This window comes from Streptomyces sp. Ag109_O5-10, assembly GCF_900105755.1.
In the GTDB taxonomy this organism is placed as follows: domain Bacteria; phylum Actinomycetota; class Actinomycetes; order Streptomycetales; family Streptomycetaceae; genus Streptomyces.
The window spans coordinates 3,350,640-3,368,753 of sequence record NZ_FNTQ01000001.1 but is presented as its reverse complement, the minus strand read 5'-3'; the positions used below and the strand labels follow the sequence as shown (position 1 = coordinate 3,368,753).

At 72.2% G+C, this 18,114-nt stretch carries 16 protein-coding genes and 1 pseudogene; 8 read left to right on the top strand and 9 right to left on the bottom strand.

Annotation, left to right across the window (positions count from 1 at the left end; translation table 11 throughout):
* Positions 1-28: 28 nt before the first annotated feature.
* The 3 genes from BLW82_RS15305 to xseA all read right to left on the bottom strand — a co-directional run bounded on the left by BLW82_RS15305 (position 29) and on the right by xseA (position 2,257).
* Positions 29-622, bottom strand: coding sequence for a malonic semialdehyde reductase (locus tag BLW82_RS15305; RefSeq protein ID WP_093499327.1), 594 nt, complete (start codon positions 620-622; stop codon positions 29-31).
* 143 nt (positions 623-765) lie between these two features.
* A complete protein-coding gene (locus BLW82_RS15300) occupies positions 766-1,005 on the bottom strand; it encodes an exodeoxyribonuclease VII small subunit (RefSeq protein WP_093508058.1) in 240 nt (79 codons plus the stop codon).
* A 43-nt stretch (positions 1,006-1,048) separates the two neighbouring features.
* Complete coding sequence (gene xseA, locus BLW82_RS15295; RefSeq protein ID WP_093499326.1) at positions 1,049-2,257, bottom strand: exodeoxyribonuclease VII large subunit; 1,209 nt, start codon at positions 2,255-2,257, stop codon at positions 1,049-1,051.
* A gap of 272 nt (positions 2,258-2,529) precedes the next feature.
* Between xseA and BLW82_RS15290 the strand changes: the two genes are divergently transcribed.
* Both BLW82_RS15290 and ppgK read left to right on the top strand, forming a co-directional pair.
* Positions 2,530-3,543, top strand: coding sequence for a 4-hydroxy-3-methylbut-2-enyl diphosphate reductase (locus BLW82_RS15290; RefSeq protein ID WP_093499325.1), 1,014 nt, complete (start codon positions 2,530-2,532; stop codon positions 3,541-3,543).
* 76 nt (positions 3,544-3,619) lie between these two features.
* Complete coding sequence (gene ppgK, locus BLW82_RS15285; RefSeq protein WP_093499324.1) at positions 3,620-4,369, top strand: polyphosphate--glucose phosphotransferase; 750 nt, start codon at positions 3,620-3,622, stop codon at positions 4,367-4,369.
* Positions 4,370-4,409: 40 nt separating this feature from the next.
* On the opposite strand, the gene BLW82_RS15280 is transcribed toward ppgK, so the two are convergent.
* Positions 4,410-4,961: a DUF6542 domain-containing protein gene (locus BLW82_RS15280; protein WP_177232956.1), complete on the bottom strand. Its 552-nt coding sequence runs from the start codon at positions 4,959-4,961 to the stop codon at positions 4,410-4,412.
* Positions 4,962-5,158: 197 nt separating this feature from the next.
* Between BLW82_RS15280 and ychF the strand changes: the two genes are divergently transcribed.
* The 6 genes from ychF (at position 5,159) to BLW82_RS15250 (ending at position 12,483) form a co-directional block, all read left to right on the top strand.
* The gene (ychF, locus tag BLW82_RS15275) at positions 5,159-6,247 is read left to right on the top strand and encodes a redox-regulated ATPase YchF (RefSeq protein WP_093499322.1); all 1,089 of its coding nucleotides are present in this window, start codon (positions 5,159-5,161) and stop codon (positions 6,245-6,247) included.
* Between the two features lie 738 nt (positions 6,248-6,985).
* Positions 6,986-8,299 (top strand): NAD(P)/FAD-dependent oxidoreductase, encoded by a 1,314-nt coding sequence (locus tag BLW82_RS15270; protein ID WP_093499321.1) that lies wholly within the window; start codon positions 6,986-6,988, stop codon positions 8,297-8,299.
* Positions 8,296-9,030 carry a DUF1365 domain-containing protein gene (locus tag BLW82_RS15265; protein WP_093508057.1) on the top strand — a complete coding sequence of 245 codons (735 nt, stop codon included), beginning with the start codon at positions 8,296-8,298 and terminating at the stop codon, positions 9,028-9,030. Before BLW82_RS15270 ends, BLW82_RS15265 begins: the two co-directional genes overlap by 4 nt.
* Positions 9,027-10,373, top strand: coding sequence for an SAM-dependent methyltransferase (locus tag BLW82_RS15260; protein ID WP_093499320.1), 1,347 nt, complete (start codon positions 9,027-9,029; stop codon positions 10,371-10,373). The genes BLW82_RS15265 and BLW82_RS15260 overlap by 4 nt, the downstream gene beginning before the upstream one ends.
* Positions 10,370-11,683: an SAM-dependent methyltransferase gene (locus BLW82_RS15255; protein WP_093499319.1), complete on the top strand. Its 1,314-nt coding sequence runs from the start codon at positions 10,370-10,372 to the stop codon at positions 11,681-11,683. Before BLW82_RS15260 ends, BLW82_RS15255 begins: the two co-directional genes overlap by 4 nt.
* Complete coding sequence (locus BLW82_RS15250; protein WP_093499318.1) at positions 11,680-12,483, top strand: DUF1295 domain-containing protein; 804 nt, start codon at positions 11,680-11,682, stop codon at positions 12,481-12,483. The genes BLW82_RS15255 and BLW82_RS15250 overlap by 4 nt, the downstream gene beginning before the upstream one ends.
* A 636-nt stretch (positions 12,484-13,119) precedes the next feature.
* On the opposite strand, the pseudogene BLW82_RS15245 reads toward BLW82_RS15250, so the two are convergent.
* The 5 genes and pseudogenes from BLW82_RS15245 to BLW82_RS15225 all read right to left on the bottom strand — a co-directional run.
* Positions 13,120-13,492: pseudogene (locus BLW82_RS15245) on the bottom strand (Asp23/Gls24 family envelope stress response protein); the annotation flags it as partial.
* Between the two features lie 152 nt (positions 13,493-13,644).
* Entirely contained in the window at positions 13,645-14,304 is a 660-nt protein-coding gene (locus BLW82_RS15240; RefSeq protein WP_093499317.1) for a fasciclin domain-containing protein, read from the bottom strand.
* A 68-nt stretch (positions 14,305-14,372) separates the two neighbouring features.
* A complete protein-coding gene (locus tag BLW82_RS15235) occupies positions 14,373-15,974 on the bottom strand; it encodes a sulfite oxidase (protein ID WP_093499316.1) in 1,602 nt (533 codons plus the stop codon).
* A 783-nt stretch (positions 15,975-16,757) separates the two neighbouring features.
* The gene (locus BLW82_RS15230; RefSeq protein WP_093499315.1) at positions 16,758-17,513 is read right to left on the bottom strand and encodes an anti-sigma factor; all 756 of its coding nucleotides are present in this window, start codon (positions 17,511-17,513) and stop codon (positions 16,758-16,760) included.
* Positions 17,510-18,094 carry a sigma-70 family RNA polymerase sigma factor gene (locus BLW82_RS15225; RefSeq protein WP_093499314.1) on the bottom strand — a complete coding sequence of 195 codons (585 nt, stop codon included), beginning with the start codon at positions 18,092-18,094 and terminating at the stop codon, positions 17,510-17,512. The genes BLW82_RS15230 and BLW82_RS15225 overlap by 4 nt, the downstream gene beginning before the upstream one ends.
* Positions 18,095-18,114 lie beyond the last annotated feature (20 nt).

Genomic DNA, 18,114 nt, shown 5'->3' with positions numbered 1-18,114 from the left:
GCCTCTGCCGCGTCTGCGCGGGGGTGGTTCAGACGGTCGTGACGACGTCGTCGTACGCCAGGCGCGGACCGCGCGGGAACCAGGCGTCCGGGCCCGGCTTGCCGATGTTGACGACCACGAACGGGGTGTGGTCGTCGTCCAGGAACTCCTTCTGGACGCCCGCGAAGTCGACACCCGTCATCGGACCGGCGGCGAGACCGGCGGCGCGCACGCCGATGATGAAGTAGGCGGCCTGGAGGGCGGCGTTCAGGGCGGCGTTCTGCTCGCGGGCCTCGCGGCCGGCGCCCTCGAACATCGCCTTGGCACCCTCGAAGTGCGGGAAGAGGTGCGGAAGCTCCTCGTGGAACTCGTTGTCCGCGGAGAGGATCGCGACCAGCGGGGCGGCCGCGGTCTTCTGCTGGTTGCCCTCGGCCAGGTGCTTCACCAGGCGCTCGCGGGCCTCGGGGGAGCGGACCAGCGTGACGCGCAGCGGCGACTGGTTCATGGAGGTCGGGCCGTACTTGACCAGGTCGTAGATCGCCTGGACCTGCTCGTCGGTCACCGGCTCGTCGGTGAAGGTGTTGGCCGTGCGGGCCTCACGGAACAGCAGGTCCTGAGCGGCGGGGTCGAGAACGAGAGACATGGTTGAACTTCCTGGGGGGATCGCATCGCGTACGAATCCGGACCGCAGTCCGGATAGGCTGACGGCACGACCATACGTTGCTGGAGGTTCAAGGTTCAACTAAAACCGGACCACGGTGATCCGCCTCACACCGGCGGTGCCGCTCAGCCCTCCTCTTCGGCTTCTTCGGCCTCCTCTCCCTCCTCCTCGGCCAGCGCCGCGTCCAGCCGGGCCCGTGCCCCCTCCAGCCACCGCCGGCACACCTTGGCCAGCTCCTCGCCCCGCTCCCAGAGCGCCAGCGACTCCTCAAGGCTCGTCCCGCCGGCCTCCAGCCGCCGCACGGTCTCGATCAGCTCGTCCCGCGCCTGCTCGTAGGAGAGCGTCTCCTCCGCCTTGCTGCTCATGCGCATACCTCTCTCATCCGCCCGTACGGCATGTACGAACTGGCTAGCCGTCCACCCGCACCGTGAACTCACCCTCGGCGACCCGCGCCCGCAACGCCTCACCCGGCTCGACGTCCCCCGGGGCCCGCACCACATGACCGTCGCCCTTCTGCAGCACGGCGTAACCGCGCTTCAGCGTGGCGGCCGGGGAGAGGGCCACCACGCGCGCGTGCGTGTGCGTCAGCTCGGAGTCGGCGCGGTCGAGCAGATGCCCGACGGTGCGCCGCGAACGGTCCACCAGCGAGGCGACGTGATCGGCCCGCTCGTCGACCATCCGGTGCGGATCCTCCATGGCCGGCCGCGCGAGCGCGTTGGCCAGTCCCCGCTCCTCCCGCGCCACCAGCGCGTCGACACACCGCCGCCCCCGGTCCCGCAGCATCCGCACCCGCTCCGCCTCTTCCCCCACGTCGGGGACGACCTTCTTCGCGGCGTCGGTGGGGGTGGAGGCGCGAAGGTCGGCGACGTAGTCGAGCAACGGGTTGTCGGGCTCGTGCCCGATGGCGGAGACGACCGGAGTACGGCACTCCGCGACCGCCCGCACCAGCTGCTCGTCGGAGAACGGCAGCAGATCCTCCACGCTGCCGCCCCCGCGCGCGACGACGATCACATCCACCTCCTCCATCGCGTCCAGCTCCTTCACGGCCTGCACGACCTGCGGGACGGCGTGCACGCCCTGCACCGGCACGTTCCGCACCTCGAACCGCACCGCGGGCCACCGGTGCCGGGCGTTCTCCAGCACGTCCCGCTCGGCGGCCGACGCCCGCCCGCACACCAGCCCGATCAGCTGTGGCAGAAACGGCAACGGCTTCTTCCGCCCGGCGGCGAACAGCCCTTCCGCGGCCAGGGCCTTCTTGAGCATCTCCAGCCGCGCCAGCAGCTCCCCGACCCCGACCGGCCGTATCTCGACAGCCCGCAGGGAGAGCTGCCCGCGCGGCGCGTACCACTCGGGCTTCGCGTGCACGACGACCCTGGCCCCCTCGCCGACCACGTCGGCCACGGCGTCGAACACCTGCCGGAAACAGGTCACGCCGATCGAGATGTCGTACGACGGATCCCGCAACGTCAGGAACACGACCCCGGCCCCCGGCCGCCGCGACAGCTGCGTGATCTGGCCCTCGACCCAGACGGCCCCGAGCCGGTCGATCCACCCCCCGATGAGGCGGGAGATCTCGCCGACGGGGACGGGAGCTTCAGCGGACGTGTTCAAAGCCATGCGCCGAGAGTAACGGCGCGCACCGACAGCGCCTTCCAGCCCGTCCGGACACCGGGGGCGAGGCCGGTCAGGCCGCGGCGGGGTTCCGGCGGCGCTGCATGACCGGCACCACCAGCCCGGCTCGCGGCGACGGGATCGTGCGGCCGCGCCCCCGCCGACACGTCGACCGCGTCGTGGAACGCGGCGCACCCGCCGGTCTTCCGTGTCTTCCGCCAGTCTCCCCGGGATCGTCACCCGGAGGCGATCTTCGACCCCCCGAACGCGGCCTTACGATGGGTGCCATGACTGCTTCGTCTGGCCGCCGTGTCCTGCTCGCCGCCCCCCGTGGCTACTGCGCGGGTGTGGACCGCGCCGTGATCGCCGTCGAGAAGGCCCTGGAGCAGTACGGGGCCCCGATCTATGTCCGGCACGAGATCGTGCACAACAAGTACGTCGTGCAGACCCTGGAGAAGAAGGGCGCGATCTTCGTCGAGCGGACCGAGGAGGTCCCGCCGGGGAACATCGTGATGTTCTCCGCGCACGGCGTCGCCCCCGTCGTCCACGAGGAGGCCGAGCGCGGCCGCCTCGCCACCATCGACGCGACCTGCCCGCTCGTCACCAAGGTCCACAAGGAAGCCGTCCGCTTCGCGGGCGAGGACTACGACATCCTCCTGATCGGCCACGAGGGCCACGAGGAGGTCATCGGCACCTCCGGCGAGGCCCCCGACCACATCCAGCTGGTCGACGGCCCGGCGGACGTCGCCAAGGTCGAGGTCCGCGACGAGTCCAAGGTCGTCTGGCTCTCCCAGACCACCCTCTCCGTCGACGAGACGATGGAGACCGTCGACGCCCTCAAGGAGAAGTTCCCGCAGCTCATCTCGCCGCCCAGCGACGACATCTGCTACGCCACGCAGAACCGCCAGCTCGCTGTGAAGCAGATGGGCGCCGAGGCCGAGCTGGTCATCGTGGTCGGCTCCCGCAACTCCTCCAACTCCAAGCGGCTGGTCGAGGTCGCCAAGCTGGCCGGTTCCCGCGCGGCCTACCTGGTCGACTTCGCGGACGAGATCGACGAGGCCTGGCTGGAGGGCGTGACGACCGTCGGTGTCACCTCCGGCGCCTCCGTGCCCGAGGTGCTGGTCGAGCAGGTCCTGGAGTGGCTCGCCGAGCGCGGCTACGGCGATGTCGAGATCGTCAAGGCGGCCGAGGAGTCCATCACCTTCTCGCTCCCCAAGGAACTCCGCCGTGACCTGCGCGAAGAGGCGGCCACCCTGGTCGCCGAGCGCGGCGGCACCGGCGCCGGCGCGTGACCACCGTCCGTACGACTGTGTGATCGCGGACCCGTCCGACGTCGTGACTGTCAGTCGTACGACGTAACGTGGAGCCATGCAGATCTTCGGCGTGGACATCGGTGGTTCCGGGATCAAGGGCGCTCCCGTGGACCTGGACAAGGGCGACCTGGCTCAGGAGCGGTACAAGGTGCTCACCCCGCACCCGGCGACGCCGGACAGCGTCGCCGACGGGGTCAAGCAGGTCGTCGACCACTTCGGGTGGAGCGGCCCGGTCGGGCTCACCTTCCCCGGGGTGATCACCGACGGCACTCACATCCGTACGGCGGCGAACGTCGACAAGAGCTGGATCGACACCGACGCGCGCAAGCTGTTCAGCGAGCGGCTCGGCGGTCTCCCGGTGACCGTGGTCAACGACGCGGACGCGGCGGGCGTGGCCGAGATGGAGTTCGGCGCCGGCCGGGACCGCAAGGGCGTCGTCCTCCTGCTCACCTTCGGTACCGGCATCGGCAGCGCCCTGTTCGTGGACGGCGAGCTGGTCCCCAACACCGAGCTCGGCCACCTGGAGCTGGGCGGCCACGACGCGGAGAAGAAGGCCTCCAGCAAGGCCAAGGAGGACGAGGAGCTGAACTGGGAGCACTGGGCGCGCCGGGTCACCAAGTACCTGGCCCACGTCGAGATGCTCTTCACCCCGAACCTGTTCATCATCGGCGGCGGGGTGAGCCGCAAGGCCGACAAGTTCCTGCCGTACATCGAGGGCATCAAGGCCGAGATCGTCCCGGCCCAGCTGCAGAACAACGCCGGGATCGTGGGCGCGGCGATGCGCGCGACGCACCACGCCAAGTAGCCGGCCCGCCCATGACCCCGGCCCGGCCCGTCGGCCGGGGTCAGGTCCGGCGGCGCCGGACCGTCCGGGCCGCCCGGATCATCCGGATCCGGCGGACGACGACGATCACCCCGGCGATCAGCGTCCCGCCGTAGAGCCAGCCGGCCTGTGTGGACAGGCCCGTCACCAGGCCCATCACCGCGCCCAGGAAGCCGCCGCCGCCGTCGTCGGCGACGGCCGTCAGTCCGACGGCGAAGGCGATCGGGATGACGACGGGGGCGGTCAGCAGATCACCCCCGCGCACCCACAGCGCGGTCAGCGCGGACACCGGCAGGCAGAGCACGCCGTACGCGGTCAGGGACGCCCCGAGGAGCAGGTCGTCCAGGAAGCCGAGCGCGAGCATCGCGGCCATGCAGAAGAGGCCGCAGCCGAGCCCCGTGAGCCGTGGGTTCGGCAGCCGCGCGGGCTGCGTCACCGGTGCCGGACGCGACCTTCCCGGAGTGGGCCGGCGGCCTGCCGTCCCCGGCCGCGGTCTCCCCTGCGGAGGCAGCGGCGGACGGGGGCCGCCTCGACGCGGTCCGGGCTGTCGGGGTCGGGTCCTGTGATGCTCCACCGGACCAACCTAGGTCTGTTTATGTGCCCAGTCGCAGCCCAGACACGCCGAAACCAAGCCGAAGAGCGGCCCTTGGCCAGGTGTTCGACGCGGCCGCCGGCAGGGTGCCCCGAACCCCGTAAACTGGTGGATCGGCCGGCCCGCCGGCACTGGCAGCCCCCCGGCTCACTCACCCACTCACTACGGGAAGTCGCAACGTGTCGCTCACGATCGGAATCGTCGGCCTGCCGAATGTCGGCAAGTCGACCCTGTTCAACGCCCTGACCAAGAACGACGTGCTCGCGGCCAACTACCCGTTCGCCACGATCGAGCCCAACGTGGGTGTCGTCGGCGTCCCCGACGCCCGGCTGGCCAAGCTGGCGTCGATCTTCAAGTCGGAGCGCATCCTCCCGGCCACGGTCGACTTCGTCGACATCGCGGGCATCGTGCGCGGCGCCTCCGAGGGTGAGGGTCTGGGCAACAAGTTCCTCGCGAACATCCGTGAGTCCGACGCGATCTGCCAGGTCATCCGGGCCTTCAAGGACGAGAACGTCGTGCACGTCGACGGCAAGGTCTCGCCGAAGGACGACATCGAGACGATCAACACCGAGCTGATCCTCGCCGACCTCCAGACCATCGAGAAGGTCCTGCCGCGTCTCCAGAAGGAGTCGCGCATCAAGAAGGACGTGGCCCCCAAGGTCAAGGCGGTCGAGGAGGCCAAGGAGATCCTGGAGAAGGGCGACACGCTCTTCGCCCACGGCATCGTCCAGGGCTCGGAGCGCGCCGAGCTCCTGCACGACCTGCACCTCCTGACCACCAAGCCGTTCCTCTACGTCTTCAACGTCGACGAGGACGAACTGCTCGACGAGGACTTCAAGACCGAGCAGCGCGCCCTGGTCGCCCCCGCCGAGGCGATCTTCCTCAACGCCAAGCTGGAGCAGGACCTCGCCGAACTCGACGAGGAGGACGCCCTGGAGCTCCTGGAGTCGGTGGGCGCAGAGGAGCCCGGCCTCGCCACCCTGGCCCGCGTCGGCTTCGACACCCTCGGCCTCCAGACCTACCTCACCGCCGGCCCCAAGGAATCCCGCGCCTGGACCATCAAGAAGGGCGCCACGGCCCCCGAGGCGGCCGGCGTGATCCACACCGACTTCCAGAAGGGCTTCATCAAGGCGGAGGTCATCTCCTTCACCGACCTCGTCGAAACCGGCTCGGTGGCCGAGGCCCGTGCCAAGGGCAAGGCCCGCATGGAGGGCAAGGACTACGTCATGCAGGACGGGGACGTGGTGGAGTTCCGCTTCAACGTCTAGTGGGCGGCTGAGCACCACTTCGCCGATCTGGCGAACATTCAGGTCAATGGGGGTCTGACTCTTCGGGGTCAGGCCCCTGAACATGTATGGCGCTGGATCCGGGCTGGGATTGCGGAGAGGGCACGTGCCGGCTTGCCGCGGCATTCGGCCGAGGTGGCGGGGGCGGAGGTTTGACGTCTCGTGCGGGAGTGGCGAAGGTGTCCGGCCCGGGCGTCGGCTTGCCGATATTGGCTCTACCGGTTCTGGAGGGCGCCCAGGCCGCCCGCTTCCCTCCGTGAGAGGTCCGGGCTGCCGGCACATCGACAGCTGTGCTCCCGAGATTTTCTGAGCGGCGCACCGGCGGCGGTCTCCCGCACGAACCCGGTTCCGGATTGCTCCCGTCCCGTGTGGAACGTGAAGCGCTGTAGTCGGACTGCTGTGCCGCCGACCATCCCCTTCAGGCTTCCGCGGTTGCTCTGCGTGTGCGCGGATCCGACCTGCGCGCAAGTTTCTCGTCGACGCCCGGTCCACTCCGGTCGCGTGGTCTCGTGAGCGAACCCGAGTGGTCGTCGGGACATGTCCGAAACCGGAGGCAGATGGCCGCCCTCGGCGTTCGCTCCCCGCGAGGGCCGCGCGGGGAACGGATGGCGGCACCGCCACCGCGCCGAACGCGCGGCACTGCGGCCGATCCACCAATCCACCGCCCGAGCTGCTCCGGATTACGCGCGGACCCCTGATCACCAAGGGCGGGAGGAAGCGATGGAGCGGACGTCGACGGGTGCCGGGCAGGGCGCGGAGGGGCGGGCCGGGCCCCGGCGCCGGACGGCCGTGGTGGGTTCCGGGGTGGCGGGGCTGACCGCCGCGTACATCCTGGGCCGAAGCCGTCACGTCACCTTGTACGAGGCCGACGACCGGCTCGGCGGCCACGCGCACACGCACGAGCTCCTCTCGCCCCACGACGGCCGGGTGCACCGCGTCGATTCCGGGTTCATCGTGCACAACCGCCGCACCTACCCGAACCTGCTGCGGCTCTTCGACGAACTCGGCGTCGCCACGCAGGAGTCGGAGATGAGCATGTCCGTGCGGTGCGAGGGATGCGGCCTCGAATACGCCGGCGCGCGCGGCCCGGCCGGACTCTTCGCCCAGCCCCGCAACCTGCTGCGCGGCCGCTATCTCCGGCTGCTGTCGGAGGTGCCGGCCTTCCACCGTGCGGCCCGGCGGCTGCTGGCACAGGGCGGCCAGGACGCGCTCACTCTGGGCGAGTTCCTGGACCGTGAGGGTTTCTCCGCCTACTTCCGCTCCCACTTCATGACACCGGTCGTGTCGGCCGTCTGGTCCTGCGACGCAGCCACCGCCCAGCGCTACCCGGCCGCCTACCTGTTCAGGTTCCTGGACCACCACGCGATGCTCTCGGTGAGCGGCTCACCGGTGTGGCGCACGGTCAGCGGCGGCTCGCACGCGTACGTCGACCGGATCGCCAAGCAGATCCCCGAGGTCCGCACCGGAACGCCGGTACGGGCTGTACGGCGCCACGCCGACGGGGCCGAGATCACCGCCGAGGACGGCACGACCGAGTCGTACGACGACGTCGTGATCGCCGTCCACCCGGACCAGGCCCTGCGGCTGCTGGCCGACCCGACCGCACCGGAGCGCGAGGTGCTGAGCGCGTTCCGCTACTCGCGCAACGCCACCCTCCTGCACACCGACACAGGGCTGCTGCCGCGCGCCACCGGAGCCCGTGCCTCCTGGAACTACCTGATGCCCTCGTGCGCGGCCGGCGCCGACCGGGTACGGGTCAGCTACGACATGAACCGGCTCCAACACCTCGACGCCGCCGAGACGTTCGTGGTCACCCTGGGCGGCGAGGACCGCGTCGATCCGCGCCGGGTACTGGCCCGCATGGTCTACGAGCACCCCGTCTACACCCCCGAGTCGGTGGCCGCGCAGCGGCGGCTGCCCGAACTGACCAGCCCCGTCTGTGCGTTCGCCGGCGCCTACCACGGCTGGGGCTTCCACGAGGACGGCTGCCGCTCGGGAGCCGAGGCCGCCGCGGCGCTGGGAGCGCGGTGGTGACGGCCGTACCCGCCCTCTATCCGTGCACCGTGGCGCATGCGCGCACCGGTCCCCGGCGGTACGTGCTGCGCCACCGCACGTACCTGTGGCTCGTCGACCCCGACCGCCTGCCCGCGCTCCCGCGCCCGCTGCGGGCGCTCGCCCGCTTCGACCCCCGCGACCACTTCACCGGCGACCGGCCCTCGATCCGTGCCGGCCTCGACGACTTCCTCGCCGCGCGCGGTGTGTCGCTGGACGGCGGACGCGTGCTGATGCTCACCCACGCCCGGGTGTTCGGGTACGTCTTCAATCCCCTGACCCTGTACTGGTGCCTCGGCCGCGACGGCGAGCCGCGCTGCGTGGTCGCCGAGGTGCACAACACGTACGGCGGCCGGCACGCCTACCTGCTGACCCCGGACGCGACCGGGAGCGCGCGCACCGAGAAGGAGTTCTACGTCTCGCCGTTCTTCCCGGTCGACGGCCACTACCGCATGCGGCTGCCCCGCCCCGGCGAGCGGCTCGATCTCACCGTGCACCTGGACCGGCAGGGCGGACGGGCCTTCACCGCGACGGTACGCGGCCACCGCAGGGAGGCGACCGCCTCCGCACTGCTGCGGCAGGCGCTGCGCCACCCCTGGTCCACCCTCGCCGTGTCGGCCGCGATCCGCGCCCACGGCATACGCCTCTACCTGCGGGGACTGCCCGTCCAGCCCCGCCCCGACAACCACCGCACCCCGGAGAAAGCGACATGAGGACAGCCGACGCCCGCCCCGCCGCCCCCGAGCCCGCCGTCGCGGAGAACCCCGGCTCCGAGGACGCCGCCGCGGACCCCGGGTCCGTCTCCGTGCACCCCGCTTCCCCACCCACCGCTGTGAACCCCATCCGCTGGCCGGACGTCGCCGCGGTGCCACGGACGTCGTGGCCGCGCCGGAAGGCGACCGAAGCCGTCGTACGCGGAGCCCTGCGCGGGCTGCCGGTGCGGGTCCGGTTCGCCGGCGGGGACACCCTGGGGCTGGGTGGCCCGCTGCTGGACGTACACGATCCGGCCGCCTTCCACGCCCGCGTCGGCACCGGCGGGCTGGTCGGGTTCGGTGAGTCCTACATGGCCGGAGAGTGGGACGCCCCCGACCCGGTCGCCGTCCTGACCGTGCTCGCCGCGCACGCCGCCGACCTGGTCCCGGCCCGGCTCCAGCGGCTGCGCCGCCTGTGGGCGCTGCGCCACCCGCACGACGAGCGCAACACCCCCGACGGCTCCCGCTCCAACATCAGCCGCCACTACGACCTGTCCAACGACCTGTTCGCCCTCTTCCTCGACGACACGCTGACCTACTCCTCGGCCGTCTTCCGCGGCTTTCCCGCGAGCCGGGACCGGCTCGCCGCGGCCCAGCACCGCAAGATCGACCGGCTGCTCGACCTGGCCGACGTCGGCCACGGCACCCGGCTGCTGGAGATCGGCACCGGCTGGGGCGAACTCGCCCTGCGGGCCGCCGCCCGCGGAGCCCGCGTCACCTCGCTCACCCTCTCCCGCGAGCAGCGCGCCCTCGCCCTGGAGCGGGTTCGCGCGGCGGGGCTCGACGACCGGGTCTCGATCGAGCTGTGCGACTACCGCGAAGCACGCGGCACGTACGACGCCGTGGTCAGCGTGGAGATGATGGAGGCGGTGGGCGCCGAGTTCTGGCCCGCTTACTTCCGCACGCTCGACGAACGGCTGGCACCGGGCGGCCGGGTCGCTCTCCAGGCCATCACCATGCCGCACGAGCGGATGCTCGCCAGCCGGGACACCTTCACCTGGATCCACAAGTACGTCTTTCCCGGCGGCCTCATCCCCTCGACGCGCGCGATCGAGGAGACCGTCCGCGACCACACCCGCCTCGGCCTGGCCCGCCGAGACGCGTTCGGCGCTCACTACGCCGAGACCCTGCGGCTGTGGCGGGAGCGCTTCACCGAACGCGCGGAGGAGGTCGAGGCGCTGGGCTTCGACGAGACCTTCCGCCGCCTGTGGACCTTCTACCTGGCCTACTCCGAGGCCGGGTTCCGGGCCGGCTACCTCGACGTCCAGCAGTACCTCTTCACGAAGGAGAACCCCGCTCGATGAGCACGACCGCCCCCAGCAGGGCCGCAGGTGCCGCCCACCGGCTCGCCGCCCTCGCCGAGGACATGCTCGGCGGACCCCTGCCGGTACGCCTGCGAGCCTGGGACGGCAGTGAGACCGGCCCGGCCGACGCGCCGGTCGTCGTGATGCGCTCCCGGCGCGCACTGCGCCGACTGCTGTGGCAGCCCGGAGAGCTGGGTCTCGCGCAGGCGTACGTCACCGGCGAACTCGACATCGAGGGCGACCTCGGGCAGGGCCTGCGGGCGGTGTGGGCGGCCCAGCGCGAGGGCGGGCTGCGGCCGCCCCGCCTCGGCCCCGCCGACACGGCCCGCGCCCTCGCCACCGCCGCGCGGCTCGGTGTGCTCGGGCCCCGCCCGGCCGCCCCCGCCTCCCAGGCGCGGCTGCGCGGCGGCCTGCACAGCCGGTCCCGTGACCGGGCCGCCATCAGCCACCACTACGACCTGTCCAACGACTTCTACGGCCTCCTCCTCGACGAGACCATGGCCTACTCCTGCGGCTACTGGACACGCGACGACGAGGGCTTCGGCCCCGCCGACGCCCAGCGGGCCAAGCTGGAGCTGATCTGCCGCAAGCTGGCCCTGAAGCGCGGCGCGCGGCTGCTGGACATCGGGTGCGGCTGGGGCTCGCTCACCCTGCACGCGGCCGAACGGCACGGGGTCCAGGTCACCGCTGTGACGCTGGCCCGGGAGCAGGCGGCGTACGTGCGCGAGCGGGTGCGCGAGCGGGGGCTCGCCGAGCGGGTGGAGGTGGTGTGCCAGGACTACCGGGACATCGAGGGCGGCGGATTCGACGCCGTCTCCACCATCGAGATGGGCGAGCATGTCGGCGACGCCGAGTACCCCGGGTTCGCCGCCGCACTGCACCGCCTCGTCCGGCCCTGCGGACGCGTCCTGGTGCAGCAGATGTCCCGCGGCCCGGGCGCCCCCGGTGGCGGCCCCTTCATCGAGGCGTACATCGCCCCCGACATGCACATGCGCCCACTCGGACACACCGTGGCCCTGCTGGAGGGGGCGGGACTGGAGGTCAGGCACACCGAGTCCCTGCGCGAGCACTACGTCCGCACCGTCGGCGCCTGGCACCACACCCTGGAAGAGCGCTGGGAGGCGTTCGTCCGGCTGGTGGGGGAGGAGACCGCGCGGGTGTGGCGGCTCTACCTGGTCGGCGGGGCGCTCGCCTTCGAGGAGGGGCGGATGGGCGTCGACCAGATCCTGGGCGTACGGCCGGGCCCCGGCGGCGACAGCGGCATGCCGCTGGCCACGCGTCAGTGGTACGAGGGGCTGGAGCGGCCGTGAACGGGTTTCCCTGGGGCGCGTTCGCGCTCAACCTCGCCTGGGCCGCCGCGGCGGCCCTCGCGGTCATGCTGGTCACCTTCGCCGTCGCGGTGCGTACCGGCCTCCACCGGATCGTGGACGTCGCCTGGGGCATCGGCTTCACCGCGGTCGCCGTCGTCAGCCTCGGCGCGTCCGCCGAGGAGGGCGATCTCGTACGGCGGCTGCTGGTGACCGCGCTGACGGCGGTCTGGGGGCTGCGGCTGGCGGTACATATCGCCCGCCGGGGACGCGGCCACGGCGAGGATCCGCGCTACGAGGCGATGCTCGCGAAGGCACCGGGCAACCGGAACGCGTACGCCCTGCGGATGGTCTATCTGCTGCAGGGCGCCCTGGTGTGGCTGGTGTCCCTGCCCGTCCAGGCCGCGCAGTACGTGAGCGGCCCGCCCTCGGCCCTCACCTTGGCCGGCGTCGGCCTGTGGGCGCTCGGTGCCGGCTTCGAGGCGGTGGGGGATGCCCAGCTCGCCCGCTTCAAGGCCGACCCCGTCAACAGGGGAAGAATCATGGACCGGGGTCTGTGGTCGTGGACCCGGCACCCCAACTACTTCGGCGACTTCTGCGTCTGGTGGGGCCTGTTCCTGCTCACCTGCGACGCTCCGGAGGCCGCCGCCGTGTCCGTCGTCTCCCCGGTGGTGATGAGCCTGCTGCTGACCAAAGGCAGCGGAAAACGGCTGCTGGAACGGCACATGGCCGACCGGCCGGGCTACGCCGCGTACGCGGCGCGCACCAGCGGCTTCTTCCCCCGCCCGCCGGGGCCGCGGTGACCGCCGGCCAGGTGTCCGCGACGAGTGCCCTCGTGCCGCTTCGGCTCCCCGCCCGTCCCTGGCACCTCGCAGCCCTGCGGATGCGCCCCTTCCACCGTGCGGTCGTGTCCGCCCTGCCGCCGGAGTGCTACGAGGCGGGTCCGGTCCCGTCGCTGTGAACAGTCGGGTTCTTGCCCGGCCCGGCGGTGAACTGCCCGGTACGGCTCACTACTTGCTCTGGCAGCTTGGGGACGGAGCCGGTCAGCGCCGCCGGGTGGGGGGAGCGCCACGTCGCGGTCCGCGTGTGCCCGGCGTCCGTGCACGGTCGCCATCGCCTTGGACCCCTGGCCCGTCAGGGCCTCGTCGGCGGCCCGCTCGTCGATCCTGCGCACGGCCCGGTCCGTGTCTGTGGTGGTGGCCCGCCGCGCCGCGGTGGTCATCGGCGACTCCGCTCGAACGCGTCCCGTACGTCCCGGACGCTGCCGCCGCCCTCGACCCAGCGGCCCGCGGCCCGGCCGAGGCCGCCGAGCGCCCACGAGCAGGAACGCGCCGATGCCGCCGACGTATCCGGTGAACGCCAGGGCCATCCCCGCGAGCATTCCTCCGCACGGTGCGCTCACCCCCGTCCACCTTCCGCCTGGATCCGCTGTCGTCCGCTCACGCCGGGAACCGCCACTCAACGCGGGCCTCGGCACCGGCGGAGGGCTCCTCCTCGCCGGGCAGTCGGACGTCGTTGACGGTGATGTTCACCTCGGCGACCTCCAGGCCGGTGCCGCGTTCGACCGCCCGGAGATCACGTTCTCGCGGACGTCCCGGGACACGGCGGTGGCGGGTACGCCGTACTCGACGACGAGGTCGAGGTCGATGGCCTCTGCCGTTCGCCCAGCTCGACCTCATCGCCGCGCCCGACGGTCGGCCGGCCGCCGGGTACGCGGACGCGGGCGGCGCCGATGGTGCGGGACATCCCGTCGCCCATGTCGTACACGCCCGGGATCCCGCGGGCGGCGATGTCCGCCACCTGTGTGGTCATGGTGGCGTCCCTTCTGCCGTGACCGCCTCGTCAGGTGCCTGTACTTGCATCGACCCGTTCCGCGCGCAGCCGTACCCGGTTGCCCGGCAAGCGCCGGGGAACGCCGACGGGGGCCGGGACCGCGGTGGTCCCGGCCCCCGCGCGGTGCGCGGTCAGGAGGTCGGCATCAGGACGGTGTCGATGATGTAGACGTTGGCGTTGGCGGTCTTGACGTTGCCGCAGACGACCTTGGCGGAGTCGTTCACGGTGTAGGACTCGCCCGAGCCGGCGGTGGTGAGCTTCGACTTCTCCAGGGTGTCGAAGGAGCCGTTCTCCAGGTCCTTCGGGGTGAGCTTCCGGCCGACCACGTGGTAGGTGAGGATCTTCGTCAGCTGCGCCTTGTCGCTCAGGACCTTGTCCAGCGTGGCCTTGGGGATCTTCGAGAAGGCGTCGTTGGTCGGTGCGAACACGGTGATGTTCTGGGCGTTGTTGAGGGTGTCGACCAGACCGGCCTTCTTCACCGCGGCCACCAGCGTGGACAGGGCCGGGTTGTTGGAGGCGGCCGTGGCGACCGGATCCTGGGCCATGCCGTCGAAGGAGCCCGCGCCGCTGGCGGGCACGGCCGAACAGGCGGCGCCGAAGGGCTGGTCCGCCGAGGTGGTGCTGCCGGAGCCCGTCATGCCGTCGCCCGACGCGGAGGCGGACGCCGACGCCTTCGACGAGGAGTCCGAGTTGGTGGAGTCGCCGCTGTTGTCGGAGCAGGCGCTCAGAGCCAGCGGCAGGACGGCCGCGGCGGCCACGGTCACGGCGATGCGGCGGATACGGGTGTTCATGGTGTTTCTCCTGTAGGTCACGGCAGCGGGTACTGCCTTGTGAGGGGAAGGGAAGGTGGTCTTGGAGGTCACTCGACGGTGACGACGACGGAGTGCCGTCCGCTGGCGCCGTCGGGGACGGTCCGGGCGCGTTCGCCGGTCTGCACCGCGCCCGTGCGGTCGGTGGCGCGGACGGTGAGGGTGTGGCCGCCCTTGGTTGCCTGCCAGGGGAAGGACCACTGGCGCCAGGTGTCGGCCGTGTCCTCGGCGGCGAGGCGGGCTTCCCGCCAGGGGCCGTCGTCGACCCGGATCTCGACCTTGTCGATGCCGCGGTGCTGGGCCCAGGCGACCCCGGCGACCATCACCGTGCCCGCCTTCGGCCGGGCGAACGGCCTGGGCGTGTCGATCCGCGACTCCGTCTTGACCGGCGCCCTGCGCGCCCAGCCGCGCTTGACCCAGTAGGCGTCGTAGGCGTCGAAGGTGGTGAGTTCGATGTCCTTGATCCACTTGCAGGCGGAGACGAACCCGTACAGGCCGGGTACGACCATGCGGACCGGGAAGCCGTGCGCGAAGGGCAGCGGTTCGCCGTTCATGCCGAGGGCCAGGAGGGCGTCGCGGCCGTCCATGACGTCCTCGATCGGGCTGCCGATCGTCATGCCGTCCACCGAGCGCGCCACCAGCTGGTCGGCGGGGCCGCCCTTCGAGGGAGGCCGCACCCCGCACTCGGCCAGCAGGTCCGCCAGTCGTACGCCGATCCAGCGGGCGTTGCCCACGTACGGGCCGCCGACCTCGTTGGAGACGCAGGTGAGGGTGATGTCGCGTTCGACCAGCTCGCGTCGCAGCAGGTCGTCGAAGGAGAGCGTGAGCGGGCGGGTGACGCCCTGGCCGTGGATGCGCAGCCGCCAGGTGGTCGCGTCGACCTTGGGGACCACCAGAGCGGTGTCCACCCGGTAGAAGTCGCTGTTCGGGGTGATGAAGGGGACGGCGCCGGGAATCCGCAGCCCCGCTCCCCGGAGGACGGCGGCCGCGGGTGAGGCGGGGGCCGGCAGGACCAGCCGGTCACGGGAGGCGACCGCGCTCCGGCCGCTCGCCGAGTTCAGGGACCTGCCCAGGACACCGGCTCCCGCGGAGGCCAGGGCTGCGGTGGACGCCGTGACGACGAAACCGCGCCGGTCCCGGTCGGCCACCGGTTCACCGGCCGTTGCGGGCCCTGTCGTGGGCCGCCGTTCGAGACGGCCGGCCAGGACGTACAGCAGGAGTGCCCCGGCACCGGCGCCCACGAGTGACGGCAGTGTGTCGGTGAAGCCCTTCGTGTCGGGACGCGAGACGGCCGCCAGCGCCCCGACCGCGCCGAACACCAGCACACCGGCCGCGCCGGTGCGCCGGAACCGCAGCACCGCAATTCCCAGCGCCACCGCGAAAAGCGCGAGTACCGCGAGAATTCCGAGCTGGAGAACGAGTTTGTCGTCGGTGCCGAAATTCCGTACCGCCCAGTCCTTCACCGCGGCGGGGGTGCGGTCGATCGCCGCGCTCCCCACCGCGACCACCGGTCCCGCCTGCGGACGGACCGCCGCCGACACCAGCTCAGCCACGGTGATGGCGGCGAATCCGCTCACCACCCCGGCGATCGCACCCGCGGCGAGGCGGAGCGGGCCGTTCGGCCTGCGTGGTTCGTTGTCGTTGTCGGTCACGTGGGGAATCCGGTTCCGGACCGGGGCCGGATTGGTCGTCCCCTCGAACGGGTGAATCTTTTTTCCGCACCAATCCGCGGGCTGTTCCGCTCCGGATTCCAAGAAAATACGCATCGGAACGGCGATAGGTGCCCTCCGCGCCGCACGTCGATGTCCAGGTGGTCGCGGTGCGCCGGGCCCGAGCGGTGGAGGTGGCCCGCGCCGTTCGTCGTGCCGTCGAGGGACACCTGGCCGTTGCCGTGCCCTACGGGTGCGGCTGGGGCGTGGTCGTCATCAGATACAGCAGGGCGGTCCACACGCCCGTCGCGAGCGCCAGGGCCCGCGGCCTTCGGCGGCCCGCCGGAGTGCCGGGATCCGGCCTGGCTCCCACGGGCCGCACCGCCTCGCCGGCTGTTCGCGTGGTCAGCGCTGCCGATACGACGGTTGCGGGCCGGGCGGCCGGTACCCCCGACGGCACCTCGCCCTGCGCCGGAGAGGCGGCAGGGCGCGCCGTGGGCCCGGGCGCGCGGCGCCGTCGACGGCGCTTCCCGTTCCGCCGGACGGCGCCGCACCGGCCTGGCCAGAGGCGGCCACCGGGCCCTGGGCCAGACCGCTGAGGAACGCACCGTACGCGGCCCGGCGCGGCCCGGTCGGCGCGGTGCGGCCCGCCTCCCAGGACCGCGCGGTCGCCGTGGTCACGCCGAACGCCCCGGCCACGTGTTCCACGCTCAACCCCCAGGCCCGGCGCGACCGGGCCCCCTCCTCGGGGGCGGGCAGGGGGGTCTATCGCATCCTGATGGACCCTCAGGCCGGGAAGCCCAGCAGGGCGACCGGCGCGGAGGTCGGACTCTTCGAGCCGCCGGCCGGTTCCACTGTGACCCCCATCCCCGAGGCCCCGTCGACTCCGCCCCGCAGGAGTACTGCCTGGTCGGTGCGGCCGGGATCCATCAGACCGGCGGAGCGCATGGTGCCGTCGTCGTCGAACCACAGCTGGTACACCTTGCCGCCGGGGGGTCTGGCCATCCCGGAGACGACGAACACGGCCCTGTCCCGGGCCTTGGAGACGACGACCGTGCCGGTGGCGCCGTCGCCCAGCGCGGCGGCACGTGTCCTGGCGTCCGGTGCGGCCAGGACGGCGGCGATCTCCCCGGTCCCGCTCTGCGCGCGGTGCGCCTGGCGCAGGGCGTCCTCGGCGCGCTGATGTTGCCAGACGGTCGTGCCTCCGAGCGCTGCGACCGCCGCGAGGCAGGCGGCGAGCGTCCACCGGGACAGCACCCTGGCATGCAGCGAGGAGCGTCCGGCGCGTCCGGCCGCCGGCCCGCCCGGTGTCTCCTGCCGGACGGACGAGACGCGGTGCAGTACCCGCTCGCGCATGGCCGCCGGGGGTGTCATGGTGGTGGCCAGTCCCAGCCGGGCCGCGGTCGCCGACAACTCGGCGGTCTCCTGTGTGCACGGTTCGCAGCCCGCCAGGTGATGCTCGAACGTGCGCAGTTCGTCGTCGGACAGGGCGTGCAGGGCGTAGGCCCCCGTCAGGTGGTGCAGATCGGCGACGCTGGTCATGCGGTCACCCCCAGGCAGTCGCGCAGGCGGATGAGCCCGTCCCGCAGTCGGGTCTTCGCGGTGCCCAGTGGAAGCGTGAGCGCCTCGGCCACCTGGCCGTAGGTCAGCCCTCGGTAGTAGGCGAGCGTGACGGCCTGGCGCTGGATCTCGGTCAGCGTGCGCAGGCACCGTCGTACCTGCTCCCGTTCCAGCCTGGCCTCCACCTGCTCGGTCACCTCGTCGAACTCAGGCGTCCGCTCCAGCAGCGCGGCCTTGTGGTCGCGGGCGGTCGCGGCCTCCACCGAGCGGACCCGGTCCACCGCGCGGCGGTGCGCGAGGGTGAGGATCCAGTTGACCGCAGTCCCGCGCTCGGGCCGAAAGCGCGGGGCGGTCCGCCACACCTCCACCAGCACCTCCTGCGCCACCTCCTCCGACTGCGCCTGATCACGCAGCACGGCACGCGCGACCCCCAGGACGGAACCGGCCACGGCGTCATAGACGGCGGCGAACGCGTCCTCGTCCCCCAGAGCCACGCGGCCCACCAGCTCCTCCAGATCCGGTTCCGACGATGGATTTCTGCCGATATACACGGCTTCTTTCACGGGGGCCTCCGCTGTTGGGA

Bases quoted from the DNA above. Each gene is read 5' to 3' on its own strand.
- BLW82_RS15300 (WP_093508058.1), bottom strand. From the start codon at position 1,005: ATGAGCAGCAAGGCGGAGGAGACGCTCTCCTACGAGCAGGCGCGGGAC.
- BLW82_RS15290 (WP_093499325.1), top strand. From the start codon at position 2,530: ATGGGTGCCATGACTGCTTCGTCTGGCCGCCGTGTCCTGCTCGCCGCC.
- BLW82_RS15240 (WP_093499317.1), bottom strand. From the start codon at position 14,304: ATGAACACCCGTATCCGCCGCATCGCCGTGACCGTGGCCGCCGCGGCC.
- BLW82_RS15305 (WP_093499327.1), bottom strand. From the start codon at position 622: ATGTCTCTCGTTCTCGACCCCGCCGCTCAGGACCTGCTGTTCCGTGAG.
- BLW82_RS15230 (WP_093499315.1), bottom strand. From the start codon at position 17,513: ATGACCAGCGTCGCCGATCTGCACCACCTGACGGGGGCCTACGCCCTG.
- BLW82_RS15255 (WP_093499319.1), top strand. From the start codon at position 10,370: ATGAGCACGACCGCCCCCAGCAGGGCCGCAGGTGCCGCCCACCGGCTC.
- ppgK (WP_093499324.1), top strand. From the start codon at position 3,620: ATGCAGATCTTCGGCGTGGACATCGGTGGTTCCGGGATCAAGGGCGCT.
- BLW82_RS15270 (WP_093499321.1), top strand. From the start codon at position 6,986: ATGGAGCGGACGTCGACGGGTGCCGGGCAGGGCGCGGAGGGGCGGGCC.
- BLW82_RS15260 (WP_093499320.1), top strand. From the start codon at position 9,027: ATGAGGACAGCCGACGCCCGCCCCGCCGCCCCCGAGCCCGCCGTCGCG.
- xseA (WP_093499326.1), bottom strand. From the start codon at position 2,257: ATGGCTTTGAACACGTCCGCTGAAGCTCCCGTCCCCGTCGGCGAGATC.